The 20,046-nt window shown below is 72.3% G+C and carries 17 protein-coding genes; 5 read left to right on the plus strand and 12 right to left on the minus strand.

Translation table 11 applies throughout. The features are described 5' to 3' along the window. The first annotated feature begins 17 nt into the window (after nucleotides 1-17). On the plus strand, nucleotides 18-929 hold the full coding sequence (locus tag AB0B55_RS19225) for an A/G-specific adenine glycosylase (RefSeq protein WP_357172573.1): 912 nt from the start codon (nucleotides 18-20) through the stop codon (nucleotides 927-929). A 162-nt stretch (nucleotides 930-1,091) separates the two neighbouring features. Here AB0B55_RS19225 and AB0B55_RS19230 read toward each other — a convergent pair whose 3' ends face one another. From AB0B55_RS19230 to lysS, 3 genes are all read right to left on the minus strand, one after another. Beyond that, the gene (locus tag AB0B55_RS19230) at nucleotides 1,092-3,641 is read right to left on the minus strand and encodes an ATP-dependent Clp protease ATP-binding subunit (RefSeq protein WP_357128651.1); all 2,550 of its coding nucleotides are present in this window, start codon (nucleotides 3,639-3,641) and stop codon (nucleotides 1,092-1,094) included. A 502-nt stretch (nucleotides 3,642-4,143) separates the two neighbouring features. Further along, nucleotides 4,144-4,488: an Lsr2 family protein gene (locus AB0B55_RS19235; protein ID WP_355051005.1), complete on the minus strand. Its 345-nt coding sequence runs from the start codon at nucleotides 4,486-4,488 to the stop codon at nucleotides 4,144-4,146. Nucleotides 4,489-4,600: 112 nt separating this feature from the next. Further along, nucleotides 4,601-6,109, minus strand: coding sequence for a lysine--tRNA ligase (gene lysS / locus AB0B55_RS19240; RefSeq protein ID WP_357172576.1), 1,509 nt, complete (start codon nucleotides 6,107-6,109; stop codon nucleotides 4,601-4,603). A gap of 87 nt (nucleotides 6,110-6,196) precedes the next feature. Between lysS and AB0B55_RS19245 the strand changes: the two genes are divergently transcribed. Beyond that, nucleotides 6,197-6,937: a class I SAM-dependent methyltransferase gene (locus AB0B55_RS19245; protein ID WP_357172579.1), complete on the plus strand. Its 741-nt coding sequence runs from the start codon at nucleotides 6,197-6,199 to the stop codon at nucleotides 6,935-6,937. A 4-nt stretch (nucleotides 6,938-6,941) separates the two neighbouring features. Here the strand turns inward: AB0B55_RS19245 and AB0B55_RS19250 are convergent, their stop codons facing one another. From AB0B55_RS19250 to AB0B55_RS19285, 8 genes are all read right to left on the minus strand, one after another. Continuing rightward, nucleotides 6,942-7,700 (minus strand): type III pantothenate kinase, encoded by a 759-nt coding sequence (locus AB0B55_RS19250; protein WP_357128642.1) that lies wholly within the window; start codon nucleotides 7,698-7,700, stop codon nucleotides 6,942-6,944. 17 nt (nucleotides 7,701-7,717) lie between these two features. Next, nucleotides 7,718-8,614, minus strand: coding sequence for a carboxylating nicotinate-nucleotide diphosphorylase (gene nadC / locus AB0B55_RS19255; RefSeq protein ID WP_357128639.1), 897 nt, complete (start codon nucleotides 8,612-8,614; stop codon nucleotides 7,718-7,720). Beyond that, nucleotides 8,611-10,305 carry an L-aspartate oxidase gene (locus AB0B55_RS19260; protein ID WP_357128636.1) on the minus strand — a complete coding sequence of 565 codons (1,695 nt, stop codon included), beginning with the start codon at nucleotides 10,303-10,305 and terminating at the stop codon, nucleotides 8,611-8,613. The genes nadC and AB0B55_RS19260 overlap by 4 nt, the downstream gene beginning before the upstream one ends. A gap of 94 nt (nucleotides 10,306-10,399) precedes the next feature. Next, nucleotides 10,400-11,296: a septum formation family protein gene (locus AB0B55_RS19265; RefSeq protein ID WP_357128633.1), complete on the minus strand. Its 897-nt coding sequence runs from the start codon at nucleotides 11,294-11,296 to the stop codon at nucleotides 10,400-10,402. 96 nt (nucleotides 11,297-11,392) lie between these two features. Continuing rightward, a complete protein-coding gene (panD, locus tag AB0B55_RS19270; protein WP_357172582.1) occupies nucleotides 11,393-11,821 on the minus strand; it encodes an aspartate 1-decarboxylase in 429 nt (142 codons plus the stop codon). A 42-nt stretch (nucleotides 11,822-11,863) separates the two neighbouring features. Beyond that, nucleotides 11,864-12,712, minus strand: a complete 849-nt coding sequence (panC, locus tag AB0B55_RS19275; RefSeq protein WP_357172585.1) for a pantoate--beta-alanine ligase — start codon at nucleotides 12,710-12,712, stop codon at nucleotides 11,864-11,866. After that, nucleotides 12,709-13,683 carry a Rossmann-like and DUF2520 domain-containing protein gene (locus tag AB0B55_RS19280; protein ID WP_357172588.1) on the minus strand — a complete coding sequence of 325 codons (975 nt, stop codon included), beginning with the start codon at nucleotides 13,681-13,683 and terminating at the stop codon, nucleotides 12,709-12,711. The genes panC and AB0B55_RS19280 overlap by 4 nt, the downstream gene beginning before the upstream one ends. Before the next feature lie 136 nt (nucleotides 13,684-13,819). Continuing rightward, nucleotides 13,820-14,416: a TetR family transcriptional regulator gene (locus tag AB0B55_RS19285; protein WP_357172591.1), complete on the minus strand. Its 597-nt coding sequence runs from the start codon at nucleotides 14,414-14,416 to the stop codon at nucleotides 13,820-13,822. A gap of 119 nt (nucleotides 14,417-14,535) precedes the next feature. Here AB0B55_RS19285 and AB0B55_RS19290 point away from each other — a divergent pair, with 119 nt between their 5' ends. The 3 genes from AB0B55_RS19290 (at nucleotide 14,536) to AB0B55_RS19300 (ending at nucleotide 18,102) form a co-directional block, all read left to right on the plus strand. After that, complete coding sequence (locus tag AB0B55_RS19290; RefSeq protein ID WP_357172594.1) at nucleotides 14,536-15,447, plus strand: SDR family oxidoreductase; 912 nt, start codon at nucleotides 14,536-14,538, stop codon at nucleotides 15,445-15,447. A 94-nt stretch (nucleotides 15,448-15,541) separates the two neighbouring features. After that, nucleotides 15,542-16,918, plus strand: coding sequence for an SAM-dependent methyltransferase (locus AB0B55_RS19295; RefSeq protein ID WP_357172597.1), 1,377 nt, complete (start codon nucleotides 15,542-15,544; stop codon nucleotides 16,916-16,918). Beyond that, a complete protein-coding gene (locus AB0B55_RS19300) occupies nucleotides 16,915-18,102 on the plus strand; it encodes an NADH-quinone oxidoreductase subunit D (RefSeq protein ID WP_357172599.1) in 1,188 nt (395 codons plus the stop codon). The genes AB0B55_RS19295 and AB0B55_RS19300 overlap by 4 nt, the downstream gene beginning before the upstream one ends. A gap of 6 nt (nucleotides 18,103-18,108) precedes the next feature. On the opposite strand, the gene AB0B55_RS19305 is transcribed toward AB0B55_RS19300, so the two are convergent. Continuing rightward, nucleotides 18,109-19,959: a hypothetical protein gene (locus AB0B55_RS19305; protein WP_357172602.1), complete on the minus strand. Its 1,851-nt coding sequence runs from the start codon at nucleotides 19,957-19,959 to the stop codon at nucleotides 18,109-18,111. Between the last annotated feature and the right edge of the window lie 87 nt (nucleotides 19,960-20,046).

The following is a 20,046-nucleotide window of genomic DNA, read 5'->3' on the forward strand; positions in this document are numbered from 1 at the left end:
ACATCATCGACGACGCCATGACTCAACCCGATTTCGCCGCGCTGGTCAGCCGATGGTTCCAGCAGCACGCCCGTGACCTGCCGTGGCGGGAACCCGACGTGACCCCGTGGGCCATCCTGGTCAGCGAGGTCATGCTCCAGCAGACGCCGGTGGTCCGGGTGGTGCCGGCCTGGCACGCCTGGCTGGCCCGCTGGCCCGACCCGGCGGCGCTGGCGGCGGACACCCCGGCCGAGGCGATCCGCATGTGGGGGCGGCTCGGCTATCCGCGCCGCGCCGTCCGACTGCGGGAGTGTGCGGTGGCCATCGTGGACCGACACGGCGGCCAGGTGCCCGACCGACTGGAACAGCTACTGGCGCTGCCCGGCGTGGGCACGTACACGGCACGCGCGGTGGCCGCGTTCGCGTTCGGGCAGCGACACCCGGTCGTCGACACCAACGTCCGACGGGTGGTCTGTCGAGCCGTGGCCGGTGAGCCGGACGCCGGCCCGGTCACCCGCCCGGCCGACCTGGTCGCCACCGAGGAGCTGCTGCCCCCGGAGCCCGCCGCCGCCGCGCTGGCCAGCGCCGCCTTCATGGAGCTGGGCGCGGTGCTCTGCACCGCCCGCGCGCCGCGCTGCACGGCCTGCCCGGTCGAGTCGGTCTGCGCCTGGCGGGCCTCCGGGCAGGCGCCACCGACCGGCCCCACCCGCCGTCCCCAGCGGTACGCGGGCACCGACCGACAGGTACGTGGACTGCTGCTCGGGGTGCTCCGGGAGACCACCGGGCCGGTCCCGCACCAGCGCCTCGACCAGGTGTGGACCGACGACGTGCAGCGCGCCCGCGCACTGGCCGGCCTGGTGCAGGACGGACTCGTGGAGCCCGTCGGGGCCGACTCGTTCCGGCTCGCCGGCGACGGCCCGTCGACCCCCGCCGCCAACCTGATCACCTGACCCGCCGGGCCCTACGCTCGGACGCCAGATCACCCTCGATCCAGCGCTCCCGGCCGGCCCGACGCGGGTGTGGGAACGCCGCCGACGGAGTGGGGCAGCGCGCAGAAAGGGGCGGGGCCCCGGTGGCTTACGCCGCCGGAGCCCCGCCCCCTGTGCTGCTGGTTATGCCACCTCGTCCGTCGCCGCTGCCGCGGTGCCGGCGGCGGTGCCACCGAGGTCGGCCGGAACGGCGTCCGGAACCTCGACCGGCTTCTCCGCACCCCGGAAGACGAGCTTGGACTTGTCGATGTCGTTCGGGTCGCCCTCGCAGTCCACCACCACGATCTGACCGGGGGTCAGCTCGTTGAACAGAATCCGCTCGGAGAGGTTGTCCTCGATGTCGCGCTGGATCGTGCGACGAAGCGGACGGGCACCGAGCACCGGGTCGAAGCCCTTCGCCGCCAGGTACTTCTTGGCGTTGTCGGTCAGCTCCAGACCCATGTCCTTGTTGCGCAGCTGGCCCTCGATCCGCTGGATCATGATGTCCACGATCGAGAGGATCTCGCTCTGGCGCAGCTGGTGGAAGACGATGGTGTCGTCGATCCGGTTGAGGAACTCAGGCCGGAAGTGCTGCTTGAGCTCGTCGTTGACCTTCTGCTTCATCCGGTCGTAGTTCGACTCGGAGTCCTCCGAGGCCTGGAAGCCCAGCGACACCGCCTTGGCGACGTCGCGGGTGCCCAGGTTGGTGGTCAGGATGATGACCGTGTTCTTGAAGTCCACGATCCGGCCCTGACCGTCGGTGAGCCGACCGTCTTCGAGGATCTGCAGGAGCGTGTTGAACACGTCCGGGTGGGCCTTCTCGATCTCGTCGAACAGGACCACCGAGAACGGACGACGACGCACCTTCTCGGTCAGCTGCCCGCCCTCGTCGTAACCGACGTAGCCGGGAGGGGCACCCACGAGGCGGGACACCGTGTACCGGTCGTGGAACTCGGACATGTCCAGCTGGATGAGGGCGTCCTCGCTGCCGAAGAGGAACTCGGCGAGCGCCTTGGACAGCTCGGTCTTACCGACACCGGACGGGCCGGCGAAGATGAACGAGCCGGACGGGCGCTTCGGGTCCTTCAGGCCGGCCCGGGTACGCCGGATCGCCTTCGAGACCGCCTTGACCGCGTCCTCCTGGCCGATGACGCGCTTGTGCAGCTCGTCCTCCATGCGCAGCAGGCGCGAGGTCTCCTCCTCGGTCAGCTTGTAGACCGGGATACCGGTCCAGTTGCCGAGTACCTCGGCGATCTGCTCGTCGTCGACCTCGCTGACGACGTCCAGGTCACCGGCCTTCCACTCCTTCTCCCGCTGCGCCTTCTGACCGAGGAGCTGCTTCTCCTTGTCGCGCAGCTGGGCGGCGCGCTCGAAGTCCTGCGCGTCGATCGCGGACTCCTTGTCGCGACGCACCTGGGCGATGCGCTCGTCGAAGTCACGCAGGTCTGGCGGCGCGGTCATCCGACGGATCCGCATCCGGGCGCCGGCCTCGTCGATCAGGTCGATCGCCTTGTCCGGCAGGAAGCGGTCCGAGATGTATCTGTCGGCCAGAGTTGCGGCAGCCACCAAGGCTGCATCCGTGATCGAGACCCGGTGGTGCGCCTCGTAACGGTCCCGCAGGCCCTTGAGGATCTCGATGGTGTGCGCCAGCGACGGCTCACCCACCTGGATCGGCTGGAACCGGCGCTCGAGAGCGGCGTCCTTCTCCAGGTGCTTGCGGTATTCGTCGAGCGTGGTGGCGCCGATGGTCTGCAGCTCACCACGGGCCAGCATCGGCTTGAGGATGCTGGCGGCGTCGATCGCGCCCTCGGCGGCACCCGCGCCCACGAGGGTGTGGATCTCGTCGATGAACAGGATGATGTCGCCCCGCGTGCGGATCTCCTTGAGCACCTTCTTGAGGCGCTCCTCGAAGTCACCGCGGTAGCGGGAGCCCGCGACCAGCGCACCCAGGTCGAGCGTGTAAAGCTGCTTGTCCTTCAGAGTCTCGGGCACCTCGCCCTTGATGATCTTCTGGGAAAGCCCCTCCACCACGGCGGTCTTACCGACGCCGGGCTCACCGATCAGGACCGGGTTGTTCTTGGTACGGCGGGAGAGCACCTGCATGACCCGCTCGATTTCCTTCTCGCGCCCGATGACCGGGTCGAGCTTGCCCTCGCGGGCGGCCTGGGTCAGGTTGCGGCCGAACTGGTCCAGCACCAGGCTGGTCGACGGCGCGGCCTCACCCGGCGCGGCACCCGCCGCGGCGGGCTCCTTGCCCTGGTAGCCGGAGAGGAGCTGGATCACCTGCTGGCGGACCCGGTTGAGGTCGGCGCCGAGCTTGACCAGCACCTGGGCGGCGACGCCCTCGCCCTCACGGATCAGCCCGAGCAGGATGTGCTCGGTGCCGATGTAGTTGTGGCCGAGCTGCAGCGCCTCGCGCAGCGACAGCTCCAGCACCTTCTTGGCCCGCGGCGTGAACGGGATGTGCCCGCTCGGCGCCTGCTGGCCCTGGCCGATGATCTCCTCGACCTGCTGACGGACGCCCTCCAGGGAGATGCCGAGGCTCTCCAGGGCCTTTGCCGCGACGCCTTCACCTTCGTGGATCAGGCCCAGCAGGATGTGTTCCGTACCGATGTAGTTGTGGTTGAGCATCCGGGCCTCTTCTTGGGCCAGGACGACAACCCGTCGCGCTCGGTCGGTGAACCGCTCGAACATGCCCTCGTGCTCCTCACATGCCGTGCGCCTTGATGGTCAAGATCTTGGCGGGGCCGGTGCACGAACGTCCGGGACGGGCGTCCGTGCCTCCTTACTCTATCGTCGCTGACCGACTCGGCTGAGGTCGTGTCTCTCCGGTCCGGGTCAGTTCCACGTCGTTTTGCACAACCGTCCGCGCTCAGGAGGTGTTCCGGTACCCCTGTCGCTACGCGTAGAGCGAAATCCGGTGGGCCACGGAGAAGCCCTCCGCCGCCTCCGGAGCGGCCCAGAGAGGCCCGGAGAGGCCCAGCGGGGCGTCTCGGCGGTCATCCACAGGTTGTGGAAAACTTCTCCACCGCCTGTGGACAACGTCGCCCGGTCCGCCCGACATTCCCGCCCGCGACCCGACCACCGCACGCGGCCCCGACGGGGTGGAAAGACGGCGACGCCGGCCCGGAGGAAGCTCCGGCCCGGCGTCGGTGTCGCCCCGCGGTGGCCGCCGCCACCGCTGCGCTGAACGAGATCAGCGCTTGGCGTGGAACTCGTCGACGATCTCCTGCGGAATACGACCGCGGTCCGAGATGTCCTTGCCGGCCTTCTTGGCCCAGTCCCGGATCGCCTTGTTCTGCTCCCGGTCGGCGGTGGCGCCACCGCGACCGCGGGCGGCCCGCCCACCGATCACCACGCCACCCCGACCAACCTTGGTGCCGGCACCCACGTACGGCGCGAATACGTCGCGCAATTTCGCGGCGTTGGCGCCGGACAGGTCGATCTCGTACTGAACGCCGTCGAGCGCGAACTTGACGGTCTCGTCCGCGTCCCCGCCGTCCAGGTCATCGACCAGCTTGTGAATGATCTGCTTGGCCACGTCCCACATTCCTTTCGAGCAGGGCGCTCCTGCTAATGAGAGCACAATAACCCCCGTGCTGCTCGCCCCGTCAATAGGATGCCGTTACGACTCGCTGGGAGTCGGCGGACGACTACTCCGGGCGGACCAACGGGAAGAGGATCGTTTCCCGAATTCCGAGGCCGGTCAGGGCCATCAACAGGCGGTCGATTCCCATTCCCATACCCCCGGCGGGCGGCATTCCGTACTCCATGGCCCGGAGAAAGTCCTCGTCGAGACGCATCGCCTCGTCGTCGCCCCGGGCCGCGAGCTGCGCCTGGGCGACCAGCCGTTCCCGCTGCACCACGGGGTCGACCAGCTCGGAGTACCCGGTGCCCAGCTCGAAACCGAGGACGTAGAGGTCCCACTTCTCGGCCAGCCCCGGCTCGCTGCGGTGCGCCCGGGTGAGCGGGCTGGTCTCCTCCGGGTAGTCGCGTACGAAGGTGGGCGCCTGCAGGCCGGGGACGACCAGTTCCTCGAACAACTCCTCGGCCAGCTTGCCCGGGCCCCACTTCGGGTCCACGGCCAATCCCACCTTGTCCGCGTACTCGACCAGCCGAGCGCGTTCGGTACGGACCGTGACCTCCTCGCCGAGCGCCTCGGAAAGGACCCCGAACAGCGACACCGATCGCCACTCGCCGCCCAGGTCGAACTCCCGCCCGTCGGCGTGGGTCACCAGCGTCGAGCCGCTCACCGCGATCGCCGCCTGTTGCACGAGATTGCGGGTCAACTCGCCGATCGTGTCGTAGTCCCCGTACGCCTGGTAGGTCTCCAGCATCGCGAACTCCGGCGAGTGCGAAGAGTCGACACCCTCATTACGGAAGTTGCGGTTGATCTCGAAGACGCGATCCACGCCACCGACGACGGCGCGCTTCAAAAACAGTTCCGGCGCGATTCGCAGATACAGATCGGTGCTCAACGCATTGCTGTGGGTCACGAACGGTCGGGCCGCCGCACCACCATGCAGGAGTTGCAGCATCGGAGTTTCCACCTCGATGAAACCCTGACCGTGCAGTGAATCGCGCAGGCTGCGTACCGCCGCCGCGCGGGTACGGACCATCTGCCGGGCCTGCGGGCGGACGATCAGGTCCACGTAGCGCTGCCGGACCCGCGCCTCCTCGGAGAGCGGCTTGTGCGCCACCGGCAACGGCCGCAGCGCCTTGGCGGTCATCTCCCAGCGCTGCGCCAGCACCGACAGCTCGCCCCGGCGGCTGGTGATCACCTCGCCGGTCACGCCGACGTGGTCACCCAGGTCGACGAGGCGCTTCCAGGCCTCCAGCCGCTCCGCGCCGACCCGGTCGAGGGAGAGCATCGCCTGCAACTCCGTGCCGTCGCCGTCCCGCAGGGTCGCGAAGCAGAGCTTCCCCGTGTTGCGTACGAAGATCACCCGGCCGGTGACCGAGACCTCGTCGCCGGTGGCGGTGTCGGTGGGCAGCTCGGCGTAGCGGGTACGGATCTCGGCCAGCGTGGTGGTCCGCGGGAAACCGACCGGGTAGGGCTCGACGCCCTCGGCGAGCATCCGGTCCCGCTTCTCCCGGCGGACCTTCATCTGCTCGGGAAGGTCGTCGGCGGGGTCCACTGGCACGGCGTTCTGCTCGCTCACGGCACGCTTCCTCGTCACGGGAGATACAGGGGGTCAGGCCCGAGCGTACTCAAGCGCTCCGGGGGCCGTTACCGGATACTGCCCGTCATGGTCGATCCCACTCACGCCCTCTCCTTCGGTGCCGCGGCGAGCGATTACGACCGGTTCCGACCCACCTATCCCGCCGCGGCGCTCCGGTGGGCCCTCGACGGCCTGGGCGAGGGCGGGCAGGTTGTCGACCTGGGGGCCGGCACCGGCATCCTGACGCGCGCCGTGCAGGCTCTGGGCTTCCACGTCGTACCCGTGGAGCCTGATCCGGGGATGCGGACGCAACTCGCGGTCTCCACGCCGGGCACGACGGCGCTGGCGGGCAGCGCGGAGGCCGTGCCGCTGCCCGACGGCGTGGCGGACGCGGTGCTGGTCGGGACGGCGTACCACTGGTTCGACCGGGAGCCCGCGCACGCCGAGATCGCCCGGGTGCTGCGCCCCGGCGGCCTCTTCGCCCCCATCTGGAACATCCGGGACGACAGCGTCGAATGGGTGGCGGAGCTGGGCAGGATCGCCCACCTCGACGACAAGTCGGCCGAGCTGGTCCAGCACAACACCGACTTCGGAAACGGGTTCACGGCCATCGAGGCGCGCGAGTTCGGGCACCGCACGGTCCTCACCCCGGACGAGGTGCTGGGCATGATCCGCACCCGTTCGTACTGGCTCACCGCCTCGGCCGGCGATCAGCGGCGGGTCGCGCGCGAGCTGGCCGACCTGCTGGACAGCCACCCCGCCCTGGCCGGCCGGGAAACCGTCGAGCTGCCGTACCGGACGTTGGTGCTGCGCGCCCGACGCCGCTGACCGGTCAGAGGTTGCGCTCGTAGACCATCCGCAGGCCGATCAGCGTGATCATCGGCTCGTGGTGGGTGAGGCTGCGACATTCGTTCATCACCAGGGAGGCGAGGCCGCCGGTGGCGATCACCGCCCGCACCTCGCCCAACTCCTCGGTCATCCGCTCGACGATCCGGTCCACCTGCCCGGCGAAGCCGAAGTACAGGCCGGACTGGAGGCACTCCACGGTGTTCTTGCCGATCACCGAGCGGGGCTTGGTGGCCTCGACCTTGCGGAGCTGGGCAGCACGGGCGGCCAGCGCGTCGAAGGAGATCTCGATGCCCGGGGCGAACGCCCCGCCCAGAAACTCGCCCCGGCCGCTGATCACGTCGAAGTTGGTGGTGGTGCCGAAGTCCACAACGATCGACGGCCCGCCGTAGAGGGTGAACGCCGCAAGCGTGTTCACCACCCGGTCGGCGCCCACCTCCTTCGGGTTGTCGATCGCCAACTGCACCCCGGTCCGCACGCCCGGCTCGACGATCACGCTCGGCAGGTCGGCGTAGTAGCGGCCGAGCATGGTCCGCAGCGAGCGCAGCGCCGCCGGCACCGTGGAGCAGGCGGCCACGCCGGTGATCTCGACGTTGTCCCCGGCGAGCAGGCCCCGGAACATCAGGCCCAGTTCGTCCGCCGTCGAGCGGGCATCGGTCTTGATCCGCCAGGAGTGCACCAGCTTGTCGCCGTCGAAGGTCGCCAGCACGGTGTTGGTGTTTCCGATGTCGATGCAGAGCAGCACTGTCGCAGCCTAGACAACTACTCGGTGCGCAGGTCCATCGCGATGTCCAGGATCGGCGACGAGTGGGTCAACGCGCCCACCGAGAGGAAGTCGACACCGGTGGCCGCGTAGCGGGCCGCCACCTCCAGGGTCAGCCCGCCGGTGGCCTCCAGCTCCGCCCGGTCGCCCACCGCGGCCACCGCCTCGGCCAGCAACTCCGGAGTCATGTTGTCGCAGAGCAGGAAGTCGGCCCCCGCCTCCACCGCCTCCACGGCCTCGGCGACGGTGGTCACCTCGACCTGCACCGGCACCTCCGGGAACGACTCCCGGACCCGCCGGTACGCCGCCGTGATGCCGCCGGCCGCCAGCTTGTGGTTGTCCTTGATCATGGCCACGTCGTAGAGGCCCATCCGCTTGTTGGTGCCGCCGCCGGCCCGCACCGCGTACTTCTCCAGCGCCCGTAGGCCCGGCGTCGTCTTGCGGGTGTCCAGCACCATCGCCTTCGTGCCGGCCAGCGCGTCCGCCCAGGCCCGGGTGTGGGTGGCCACCCCGGACATCCGGCAGAGCAGGTTCAGCGCCGTCCGCTCGGCCGTCAGCAGCAACCGGGTCGGGCCGGCCACCGTCGCCAGCACGTCGCCGCGGGCCACCCGCTCGCCGTCGCGGGCCGACATCGACACCTCGACGGTACGACCGAAGCCCGTCACCTCGCCCACCAGCTCGAACACGGCGGCGGCCACCGCCAGCCCGGCCACCACACCGTCGGCGCGGGCCACCAGGTCGGCGGTGTCGGTCTGCTCGGCCGGGATGGTCGCCACGCTGGTCACGTCCAGGAAATCGGGCCCCAGATCCTCGACCAGTGCGGTCTCGACCACCCGACGTACCTGGTCCGGGTCCAGTCCGGCCGTCCGCAACGCCACCCGAGTCGACTCGATCATGAATTTTCCTCCCACTGCTGCGTCACCGCGCCCTGCGCCCCGACCGACCCGACGAGGTGGCCCCGCCACCGCTCGTCGGCCGTCGGGAAGTCCTCCCGCCAGTGGCACCCTCGCGTCTCGGCGCGCGCGTACGCCGCCGTGACGAGCGTCGACGCCACCGTGAGCAGGTTCGTCGCCTCCCAGTCGGCGGTCCGGGGTCGACCCCGCGCCGCGCCCAGCTCCGTGAGCGTCGCAGCCGTCCCGGCCAGTGTCGCGGCCGAGCGCAGCACCCCGGCGCCACGCGTCATCGCCCGCTGCAGGGTCGGCGTCGCCTCGGCCGGCACCACCCAGCCCGCACCCCCGCGCCACGCGCCGACGTCCGCCGGCTGGGCCTGCTCGGGCAGGCCGGCCGCGATGTCGTCGGCGATCCGCCGGGAGAACACCAGCCCCTCCAGCAGCGAGTTGCTGGCCAACCGGTTCGCGCCGTGCACGCCCGTGCAGGCGACCTCGCCGCAGGCGTACAGACCGGGGATCGACGTGCGGCCCCGCAGGTCGGTGCGGACCCCGCCGGAGGCGTAGTGGGCGGCCGGAGCGACCGGAATGAGGTCGGCGGCCGGGTCCACGCCGATCGCCAGGCAGGACGCCACGATGGTCGGGAAGCGCGCGGCCAGGAAGTCGCCGCCCAGGTGCCGGGCGTCGAGGAAGACGTGGTCCGCGCCGCTGGCCAGCAGCACCCGGTGGATGCCCTTGGCCACCACGTCCCGGGGGGCCAGCTCGGCCAGCTCGTGCTGGCCCACCATGAACCGCTTGCCGTCGCCGTCCACCAGGTACGCGCCCTCGCCGCGCAGCGCCTCGCTGACGAGCGGCTGCTGCGCGTGCCCGGCGCCGGGCACCCCGCCGCCGGAGGGGGTGATCAGCGCGGTCGGATGGAACTGCACGAACTCGACGTCGGTCACCGCCGCGCCGGCCCGCAGCGCCAGCGCCACCCCGTCGCCCGTGGAGACCGCCGGGTTGGTGGTGGCCGCGAAGACCTGCCCCATCCCGCCGGTGGCCAGCACCACCGCCCGGGCCAGCAACGCGCCCACGCCGTCCTCGCTGCCCTCACCGAGCACGTGCAGGGTGATCCCGCAGGCCGGGCCGAGGCCGTCCGGGCCGTCACCGGGCGCGCGCAGCAGATCCAGCACGAGGGCGTGCTCGACCAGCCGGATCCACGGATCGCGTTGCACCGCGGCGTGCAGGGCCCGCTGCACCTCCGCGCCCGTCGCGTCGCCGCCCGCGTGCACGATCCGGTCCGCCCGGTGCCCACCCTCGCGGGTCAACATCAACGAGCCGTCCGGATGGCGGTCGAACTCGGCGCCGATCCGCATCAGCTCCCGCAGCCGGGTCGGCCCCTCCTCGACGAGGACCCGGACGGCCGCCGGGTCGCAGAGCCCCACACCGGCGATCTCGGTGTCCCGCGCGTGCGCCGCCGGCGTGTCCGCCGGGTCGAGCACCGCCGCGATGCCGCCCTGCGCCCACCGGGTCGAGCCGTCATCGATGTTGACCTTGGTGACGACGGTGACGTGCAGGCCCGCCTCCCGCAGGTGCAGCGCGGCGGTCAGCCCCGCCACCCCGGACCCGACCACGATCACGTCGGTGGTCTCCACCCAGCCGGGCTCGGGCGCGGCCAGCAGTCTGGGCAGGGCCGGCAGGTCGACGGTCGGAAGGTCCATCCCACCAGTCAACCCGAACGATCCTCGCCCGGGGCGGCGGGGGCTCAACGAGTGGTTTGGGCAACCCCGTCCGATCGGGACCGCGCCGAGCCGCTCACTTCGTCCGCACCGGCAGGCCGGCCGGGCCGGCGCCCTTCAACGACGCGGTGACCGTACGGTCGCTCAACCACAGGTAACAGCGGACCCCCCGGTCACCGACACGCCAGCGCCCCGCGCCGGGCGGGCGCACCACGACCCCGCTGCGGAACCGCAGGTCGGAGTCGTCCGGCACACCCACGTAGCGGCCGAGCACGCTGCGACAGCCGTCGTAGAGGGGCGCCCAGTCGGCGTTCTTGGCCGGGTACGGCTTGTCCGGCGCGCGCCACACCCCGACGAACTCGGCGTCGTGCCGGCCGGCGCACTCCACCGGGACCAGCGTCTGCACACCGCGTCCCGCCCCGGCGCGGGTCTGCTGACAGCCCAACCGCAGCCCGCTGGCCCCCTTCAACGCGTTCCGCAGGCTGCCCGAGCGAACCACCACCGTGGCCGCCGTCTCGACCGTGGTCAACTCGGTGAGGTCGCACCGGTACCAGCGGGCGCCGGCCGTCCAACCCGGCCCGGAGGGCAGCGCCACCGACAGCCGCAGTCGCCCGGCCCGCCAGTCGTCGCCCACGTACGCAGAGGCCCGGGTGTCGCACTCGGCGAACGCGCCGCGCAACTCCACCGAGCCGGTGGCCGGCGCGGCGGGCCGTTCGGTGGGGAACGCCCCCACGTGCACGGTCTCCACCCGGTGCGGGCCGGCGCAGTCGATCGGCTGGTACGCGGCCAGCGTGACCACCTCGACGAAGTCGGCGGCCTGGCACACCCCGGCGGCCGGCGTGAAGGCCGTGGCGGGCGGCAACGCGGCCCAGTCGTCGGTCAGGTCGCCGTCGAGCCCACCGGAGGTGGCACAGCCCACCAGCAACACTGCCGTGACGGCAGTGGCGAACAGGGTCGTCATGGCACGGCGCATCGCGGCCTCCCCCAGCCACCTACCGGCTTCCGCCAGCGTGCCCAGGGTAACCGGAAATGACCTTCCGGTGACAGACCGGAATCTCCGCGCGCGAGATCAGACTCCGGACAGCGCGAGCGGGTTGGGTACCGGGTCACCGGCCGTGCCCGGCGCTGCCGTCGCCGGATCGGTGCCCAGCTCGACCACCCGGTTGTCGGCGTCCACGTGCACCACCCGCGGCCGGTACGACCGGGCCTCGGCGTCGTCCATCTGCGCGTACGAGATCAGGATGACCAGGTCACCGGGGTGTACGAGGTGCGCGGCAGCACCGTTGATGCCGATCACGCCGCTGCCCCGCGCACCTGGGATGACGTACGTCTCCAGTCGGGCGCCGTTAGTGATGTCCACGATCGCGACCTGCTCGCCGGGAAGCAGGTCGGCGGCGTCGAGCAGGTCCTCGTCCACCGTCACCGAACCGACGTAGTGCAGGTCGGCCTGGGTCACCGTGGCGCGGTGGATCTTCGACTTGAGCATGGTCCGCAGCATCGGACTGGCCTTTCGCAAAGGGTGGTGGGGGTACGGACGAGGTCAGGGACGAGGAGCGAGACGGATTGCCGCGTTGTCGATCAACCGGGTGGTGCCCACCCAGGCGGCGATCACCAGGCGGGCCGGCCCGGACACCGGCCCGGGCTCCAGCTCGGGATCGGTGAGCACCAGGTAGTCGAGCTGGGCCCCGGGCGTACCGGCGCCGAACGCGGCGTGCGCGGCGGTCAGCACCTCGCCCGCGTCCAGGCCGTCGTCGGCGGCCCGGGCCCCCGCCCGCAGCGCGGCGGACAGGCTCAGCGCCGCCGCGCGCTCGGGCTCGCTCAGGTAGCGGTTGCGGCTGGACAGCGCCAACCCGTCCGGCTCCCGGACCGTCGGTACGCCGATCACCTCGACCGGGACGTCCAGGTCCCTGGTCATCCGCCGGACCAGGGTGAGCTGCTGGTAGTCCTTCTCGCCGAAGAACGCCAGGTGGGGGCGCGTGAGCTGGAGCAGCTTCAGGACCACCGTGAGGACACCGTGGAAGAAGCCGGGACGGCTCGCGCCCTCCAACTCGGCGCCGAGCTGCCCCGGGTCCAGCCGTACCCGAGGCTGACCGTCCGGATACATGTCGGCCACCGACGGAGCGAAGACCAGGTCGGCGCCGGCCCGCCGGCACACCTCCAGGTCGGCGTCGAGGGTGCGCGGATAGCGGTCGAAGTCCTCGTTCGGCCCGAACTGCAACGGGTTCACGAAGATCGTCACCAGGACGTGGTCGGCCTGTTCCCGGGCCGCGCGCAGCAGCGTCTCGTGCCCCTCGTGCAGGGCACCCATGGTCATCACCACGCCGACGGTGCCCTTCAGGGCGCCCCGGGCCTCGTTCAGCTCGGCACGGGTATGCACCACCTGCGTCATGCCGCCACCTCCCGATCCGTCCCGGCGAGCACCCCGAGCAGCGACTGCGCGTCCACCGGTCGTAGCCGGCCGGCGGCGATCGCCCGGTCGGCCGTACGCCGGGCCAGCGCCAGGTAGGCGGGGACCGACTCCGGCGCGGTGGCGGTCAGCCGGGCCAGGTGCCGCTCGACCGTGCCCGCGTCGCCCCGGGAGACCGGACCGGTCAGCGCGTCGTCGCCGAGGCGTAGCGCGTTCTCCAGAGCGGCCCGCAGCAGCGGAGCGAGCACCTTCTCCGGACGGGCCACCCCGGCGTCACGCAGCCGGTCGGTCGCCTCGTTCACCAGGGTCACCAGGTGGTTCGCACCGTGCGCGAGCGCGGCGTGGTACAGCGGGCGGTCCGCCTCGGCCACCCACTCGGGGACGCCGCCCAGGTCGGTGACGAGCCGGGCGGCCAGCGGGCGCAGGTCGGCCGGGGCCGTGACCCCGTACGAGATTCCGTCGAGGCGGGCCAGGTCGTCCGGCGTACCGGTGAAGGTCATGGCGGGGTGCAGGGCCAGCGGCCGGACGCCGAGCGCGGCGGCCGGCGCCAGCACGGCCAGACCGTGCGCGCCGGAGGTGTGCGCGACCACCTGACCCGGGCGCAGGGCGCCACGCTCGGCGAGATCGGCGACCACCTCGGCCAGCGCGTCGTCCGGCACGGCGATCAGCAGCAGGTCGGCGGCGGCGCGGGCGACGGAGGTGACCGGGCGGCGGGGCACGTCGGGCAGCAGCAGCGCGAGGCGGGCGCGACTGGCCCCGGATTCACCGGCGACGGCGGCCACGTGATGCCCGGCGGCGGCGAGCGCCGCGCCCAGCACGGCCCCGACGCGGCCCGCGCCGACGACACCGACGGTGAGTGGGCGGGAGGTGGCGCGGGCGCCGGTGTCGGCGCGATCCCACGACCCGGCAGGCCCGTGGGGGGCGGCCGGACGCGGGCGCAACGGTGCGCTCATGACGACGATCCAGTCCTCGAGAAGGGGTACCGGTCGATCGCAAGTATGCGCCCGGCTCGCCGAACCGGGACAAGCATGTGTGAAAACCTTCACCACTCCGGCACGGCGGGCAGATCGTGGGCAGTTCCGTTAGCGGCTAACGGAAACCGTCCACGATCTGTTGATCCGAGCCCGAGGGTGACGTGATCGCACGCAGTTCGGCGGCCACCTCGGCGATCAGGTCGCTGAGCGAGGCGTCGCTGCCGGGCGCGATCCAGCGGGCGTACGCGACCCGGAAGACCGTGGCACCCGACACGGTGGCCAGGGTGGCCGTGGTCTCGGCGAAGCCCTTGGCGCGGAGGGCGGCGGTGACCGCGGCAGCCAGCGAATCCGTCTTGCGCAGTTCGCGCTCCCGTAGCTCCGGACTGCTCTCGATGATGGCCTGTCGGGCCCGGACGAGTTCCAGGCGGTCGGCGAAGACCTCCTCGGCCACCCGACCGAAGGCCGCCACCACCGCGTCGAAGGGGCCGGCGTCCAGCTCTGCCACCGCCTTGACCAGCACCTCTTCCAGGTGCCCGCTGCCGCTGAACAGGGCTTCGCGTTTGTCGCCGAAGAGTCGGTAGAAGGTGCGCTTGTCGAGACCGGCCCGCTCGGCGATGTCGGCGACGGTGGTCTGGTCGAAGCCGCGCTCCCGGAACAGCTCGAAGGCGGCCGCCTCCAGGCGGCCACGCGCGTCGGGTTGCCAGCGAGCCATGCCCCCGATGGTATCCGATGTCACATTGCGACATTGCTTCGCTTGGGATGTCGCACGATGACATCAGGCGCGGTACGGTGATGTCGCAATGTGACATCGGCACTCACGAAGGACCCACCATGCGCGTATTCGTCACCGGCGCCTCCGGCCACCTCGGCTCGGCGGTCGTACCGGAACTGCTCTCCGCCGGGCACCACGTCGTCGGCCTGGCCCGCTCGGACACCTCCGCCGCCGCCATCGAGAAGCTCGGCGGCGAGGCCCGCCGGGGCGACCTGTCCGACCTCGACGTGCTCCGCGACGAGGCGGCCGCCTCCGACGGAGTGATCCACCTGGCGTTCCGCCACGACCTCATGCTCAACGGCGACCTCGCCGGCGCGGCCTCGGTCGACCTGGACGCCCTCACGGCACTCGCCGACGGCCTGGCCGACTCCGGCAAGCCCCTGGTCGGCACGAGTGGCACCGCCATGCTGGTGATGGGCGGCATCGTCGGTCGCCCCGGCACCGAGCGGGACACCTTCCCGGGCGGCGGCTACCGGATCGACGCGGAGAACTTCGTGGTCGGCCTCGCCTCCCGTGGAGTGCGCTCCTGCGTCGTCCGCCTCGCGCCCACGGTGCACAGCTCACTCGACCGGTACGGCTTCATCGCCGCCATCATCGCGAGCGCCCGACAGCACGGGTACGCCGCGTACGTCGGCGACGGGGCCAACCGGTGGCCGGCCGTGCACACGCTGGACGCGGCCGTGCTGTACCGACTCGCCCTGGAGAAGGCGCCGGCCGGCGCACGCCTGCACGGCACCGCCGATGAAGGAGTCCCCTTCCGGCAGCTCGCCGAGACGATCGGCCGCAACCTCGACATCCCGGTCCGGAGCATCGACGCCGACGAGGCGGGCGAGTACTTCGGCTTCCTGGAGCGATTCGCGCAGATGGACAACCCGACCTCGTCCACCGTCACCCGCGACCTGCTGGGCTGGACCCCGACCCACCCCGGGCTGATCGCCGACCTCGACGAGGGGCACTACTTCCGGGCGTGAACCCGCACGGCCGCGCGACGGGGATCGCAAGCCGGCACCGGACCGGTGGCCGTAGGGTCGGCACGGTGACGCCCTCCGCACTCCGCACTCGCTGATGCCGATCCCGTGGCGGGACGCGATGAGCCAGGCCCTCTACGGGCCGGACGGCTTCTTCGTGGCCGGCACCGGACCGGCCGACCACTTCCGGACCAGCGTGCACGCCTCCCCCGCCTTCGCCACCGCGCTGCTGCGCCTCCTCGCGCAGGTCGACTCCGCCCTCGGCCATCCACCACGGCTGGACGTGGTCGACGTCGGGGCTGGGCGCGGGGAGCTGCTGCTAGCCCTGCGCCGCCTTCTCGCGTCCGAAGACGCCACCGGGGCTTCCGGGAAGCCCGCCGACTCCGTCGAGCTTGCGGTCGGGGTTTCCGGGGAGCCCGCCCACTCCGCCGGGGGCGCGGTCGGGGTTTCCGGGGAGCCCGCCCACTCCGGGCGGTCAGGCTTGATCCCTGCGTGGGCGGGCTCCCCGGAAACCCTGACTCCTGCGGCCGCCGTCCGTCGGTCACCCGATGGGCCGTCGTGGGTCGCCGGTCGTCGGTCGCTCGCGGAACGGATCCGCTTCACCGCAGTCGAGTACGCCAGCCGCCCGGAGAACCTGCCCAAGGAGATCCACTGGACCACCGAGATCCCCGACGGCATCACCGGACTGTTGCTGGCGACCGAGTGGCTGGACAACGTGCCGCTCGACGTTGCGGTGCACGCCGACGGTGGCTGGCGGTATGTGCTGGTCGAACCGTCAACCGGGGTGGAGACGGTCGGCGGGCCGGTCAGCACTGCTGATCTTGATTGGCTGACCACCTGGTGGCCCAGTCCGGCGAGCCCTCGCGGTGCGGACCGTGACGTGACCGGTGGTCCGGCCTCGACGGACGCGACGAGCGGAAGCGGGTCGGGTTTCCGGGCAGCCCGGCCGGCGCAGGGATCAAGCCTGACCGCCCGGAGCCGGCCGGGCTGCCCGGAAACCCCACACACCGACCACCGCGCAGAAATCGGCAGACCACGCGACGAAGCCTGGGGGTACGCGGTGGGCAGGATCAGGCGCGGGTTGGCGGTGGCGGTCGACTATGGGCACCTGCGGGAGGGGCGGCCGGTGGATGGGACGTTGACGGGTTACCGGGGTGGGCGGCAGGTGCCTCCGGTGCCGGACGCGTCGAGCGATGTCACCGCGCACGTGGCCATGGACTCGGTCGCCTCCGCCGGCGCAGCGGTCGCCCGGTGCGCGTACTCCCTGAGCTTGCAGACCGAGGCGCTGCGGGCGCTCGGGGCCGACGGCGGTCGACCGCCGCTCAGCCTGGCCGGCACCGACCCGGCCGGCTACGTGCGGGCGCTGGCCGCGGCGTCGGCGGTGGCCGAGCTGACCGACCCGGCCGGGCTCGGCGGGCACTGGTGGCTGCGCCAACCGGTCGGCATCGGGCTACCGACGGCCGTGGCACGATGACGGGCATGAGCACCGACGCCGGGGACCTCCGTGAACTGACCGTCGGCACCGGGGCCGGGCTGGTCGCCGGCACCGGCGGTCAGCAGCTCGGCACCGACATGGTGCTCAACATCGGCCCGCAGCACCCGTCGACGCACGGCGTGCTGCGACTGAAGCTCGTGCTCGACGGCGAACGGGTGGTCGCCTGCGAACCGATCGTCGGCTACATGCACCGGGGTGCGGAGAAGCTCTTCGAGGTACGCGACTACCGGCAGATCATCGTGCTGGCCAACCGGCACGACTGGCTGTCGGCGTTCTCCAACGAGCTGGGCGTGGTGCTCGCCGTGGAACGCCTGATGGGCATGGAGGTGCCCGAGCGGGCCACCTGGCTGCGGATGGCCCTCGCCGAGCTGAACCGGGTGCTCAACCACCTGATGTTCCTCGGCTCGTACCCGCTGGAGATCGGCGCGATCACACCGGTCTTCTACGCGTTCCGGGAACGGGAGACCATCCAGGCGGTGATGGAGGAGGTCTCCGGGGGCCGGATCCACTACATGTTCAACCGGGTGGGCGGCCTCAAGGAAGAGGTTCCGTACGGCTGGACGGGACGAGCCCGTGCGGCCATCGGCGAGGTACGCGGACGGCTGCCCGACCTGGACCACCTGATCCGGCGCAACGAGATCTTCCTGGCCCGTACCGTCGGAGTGGGCGTGCTGTCCGCCGCCGACGCCGCCGCGTTCGGCGCGTCCGGGCCCGTCGCCCGCGCCTCCGGCCTCGACCTGGACCTGCGCCGCGACGACCCCTACCTGGCGTACGACGAGCTGGACGTCCCGGTGGTCACCAAGACCGCCGGGGACTGCCACGCCCGCTTCGAGGTGCTGCTCGACCAGGTGTACGCGTCGCTGGACCTCGCCGAGCAGTGCCTGGACCGGGTGGACCGGCTCACCGGGCCGATCAACACCCGCCTGCCGAAGGTGCTCAAGGCGCCGGAGGGCCACACGTACGCCTGGACGGAGAACCCGCTCGGCATCAACGGCTACTACCTGGTGTCGCGGGGTGAGAAGACGCCGTGGCGGTTGAAGTTGCGCACCGCGTCTTACGCGAACGTGCAGGCGTTGGCCACCCTGCTGCCCGGCTGCCTCGTACCGGACCTGATCGCCATCCTCGGCTCGATGTTCTTCGTGGTCGGCGACATCGACAAGTGACCGGGATCAGCGCCAGCGGTCGGTGATCGGGGCGCCGCCGGCACGGGGCGCGTCGTCCTGCGGCGGGTAGCCGTACCGTTCCTCGACCCGGCGGCGGCCACCCCGCTCGGGGGCGGGTTCCGGCTCGTGGCCGCGCTGACGCGGCGGACGCCACTCGTCCGGTACGGCCACGCCACCGACCGGCAACGCCGGCCGAGGTTCGTCCTGCCGGCGCGGATCCTCGTGGCGGCGGGCGTCCTCCTGCCGGCGCGGATCCTCGTGCCGGCGCGGATCCTCGTGCCGGCGGGCGTCCTCCTGCCGGCGCGGATCCTCGTGGCGGCGGGCGTCCTCGTGGCGGACGGACGCCCAACGGTCCGCCATCCGGTACTCGGTGCCCGTGGCGTCGGCGTGCACCTCGGCCCGGCGTTCCCCGACGTGCAGCTCACGGCCGTTGTCGTCGTCGCGGACGGCCGCCCACCGGTCGCCGGCCCGAAGCTGGGACCAGTACTCGCCGGTGTCGTCCGCGCGCAGGGCGGGACCGGGCTGCGGGGCGCCGGCGCGCTCCGGCTCGGCCTGTTCCGACCAGCCACGGCGCTGCGAACGACCGTCCCACGCGGACTCGTCGGCCGGCGCGTAGGCGTCGCGCTGGTCGGTCCACTCCGGCTCGTCGGCGCGAGCCGTCCTGCGGGGCACCTCGTCGCCACGATCGGGCCCGCCCCATCCCGAACCGTCGCGGGGGCCAACCGGGGCCGGCTCCCCCCGAGAGGCGTGCTGCGTACCCCAGGACCGGTCGTCGGCGCGGCGCTCGCGGTCGTCGTCGGCGTACTCGGACCGGGGCTCCTGCGCGTCGTCCCAGGAACGGGCACGCCCCTGGGCGCCGCCGCCCCGGGTCCATTCCTGGGCCGGCGGGGTCCACTGGCCGCCGTACCCGGCGCCGTAGCGCCCACCCGACTCGGCGGGACCGCCGTCGACGACGGTGTGCCGGGTCGTGACGTGCACGGTCTCGGTGTGCCGGACCACGCCGACCGGCCGGTGCGTCGACTCCGGGCGGTCGCGCTCACGCGGGCGGTCGTACTCGCGCGGCGGGTTGTACTCCCGCGCCCGGTCGTGCTCCGGCGGGCGCGCAGTGGCGCCGTACACGCTGCCGGCGGTGGGCTCGGGAGCATCCGCGGCGCGGTGGCGGTACGCCGGTTCGTCGTCGGCACGGTCGTCGCGTCCCCACCGACCGGCCGCCTCGTCCGGTGCCGGCACCCGCACCCGAGGGGCGTCCTCGTCCGTGGCCGGGGCCGGAATCCGACCGGCGGCCTCGCCCGGAGCCGGTACCCGCACCCGGGCGGCCGGGATGTCGCCGGGGACCGGTACCCGGCTGCGGGCGGGTGGGGTGTCGCCGGGGACCGGTACCCGGCTGCGGGCGGGTGGGGTGTCGTCCACCGGCTCGACGGACGGCACGCGGGCCCGGCTGGCCGCCGCCGGCTCGGCGGCCGGGGCGGCGCCAGCGAGGGCCGCACCGGTGGCGTCGAGGCGGCGACGGACCGCGGCGATCCCCTCCTGGGCGCGCTGCGCCTGGTCGAGCGCCTGGTTACCGCGCTGCGCGGCGGCCACGATCTCGGCGCGCAACTCCCGGCGCAACTCCTCGATCTCCTCCAGCAGCTCGTCGGCCCGCGCCGATGTGCCGTCCCCATCGGGGCGCAGCGCGATGGAGAGGCCGATCAGGACCACCGCCACGATGGCGAGCACCGCCGCGAGACGCAGCGGACCGTTACCGTCAGCCACCAGGAGAATCAACGCCGCGACGGGCGCCAGCGCCACGCCGCCCCAGAAGAGCACGGTCAGCAGAAGCGGTTGACGCCGGGCGTCGGAGGTGACCGGGGCTGGCATGGGAGTGCAGCCTACCGACGATCCGCACCGGAGGGAACGGTTCCCGGACGGACGGACGCCCCCGCCCCTGCGGGGCGGGGGCGTCCG

This window comes from Micromonospora sp. NPDC049107 (assembly GCF_040648595.1).
Classification (GTDB): domain Bacteria; phylum Actinomycetota; class Actinomycetes; order Mycobacteriales; family Micromonosporaceae; genus Micromonospora.

What these genes read in the sequence shown, in the direction of transcription:
- AB0B55_RS19300 (WP_357172599.1), top strand. Translation starts at nt 16,915, where the DNA reads ATGACGGGCATGAGCACCGACGCCGGGGACCTCCGTGAACTGACCGTC.
- AB0B55_RS19295 (WP_357172597.1), top strand. Translation starts at nt 15,542, where the DNA reads ATGCCGATCCCGTGGCGGGACGCGATGAGCCAGGCCCTCTACGGGCCG.
- AB0B55_RS19265 (WP_357128633.1), bottom strand. Translation starts at nt 11,296, where the DNA reads ATGCGCCGTGCCATGACGACCCTGTTCGCCACTGCCGTCACGGCAGTG.
- AB0B55_RS19260 (WP_357128636.1), bottom strand. Translation starts at nt 10,305, where the DNA reads ATGGACCTTCCGACCGTCGACCTGCCGGCCCTGCCCAGACTGCTGGCC.
- panC (WP_357172585.1), bottom strand. Translation starts at nt 12,712, where the DNA reads ATGACGCAGGTGGTGCATACCCGTGCCGAGCTGAACGAGGCCCGGGGC.
- AB0B55_RS19245 (WP_357172579.1), top strand. Translation starts at nt 6,197, where the DNA reads ATGGTCGATCCCACTCACGCCCTCTCCTTCGGTGCCGCGGCGAGCGAT.
- AB0B55_RS19285 (WP_357172591.1), bottom strand. Translation starts at nt 14,416, where the DNA reads ATGGCTCGCTGGCAACCCGACGCGCGTGGCCGCCTGGAGGCGGCCGCC.
- AB0B55_RS19290 (WP_357172594.1), top strand. Translation starts at nt 14,536, where the DNA reads ATGCGCGTATTCGTCACCGGCGCCTCCGGCCACCTCGGCTCGGCGGTC.
- panD (WP_357172582.1), bottom strand. Translation starts at nt 11,821, where the DNA reads ATGCTGCGGACCATGCTCAAGTCGAAGATCCACCGCGCCACGGTGACC.
- AB0B55_RS19305 (WP_357172602.1), bottom strand. Translation starts at nt 19,959, where the DNA reads ATGCCAGCCCCGGTCACCTCCGACGCCCGGCGTCAACCGCTTCTGCTG.
- AB0B55_RS19230 (WP_357128651.1), bottom strand. Translation starts at nt 3,641, where the DNA reads ATGTTCGAGCGGTTCACCGACCGAGCGCGACGGGTTGTCGTCCTGGCC.
- AB0B55_RS19280 (WP_357172588.1), bottom strand. Translation starts at nt 13,683, where the DNA reads ATGAGCGCACCGTTGCGCCCGCGTCCGGCCGCCCCCCACGGGCCTGCC.
- nadC (WP_357128639.1), bottom strand. Translation starts at nt 8,614, where the DNA reads ATGATCGAGTCGACTCGGGTGGCGTTGCGGACGGCCGGACTGGACCCG.
- AB0B55_RS19225 (WP_357172573.1), top strand. Translation starts at nt 18, where the DNA reads ATGACTCAACCCGATTTCGCCGCGCTGGTCAGCCGATGGTTCCAGCAG.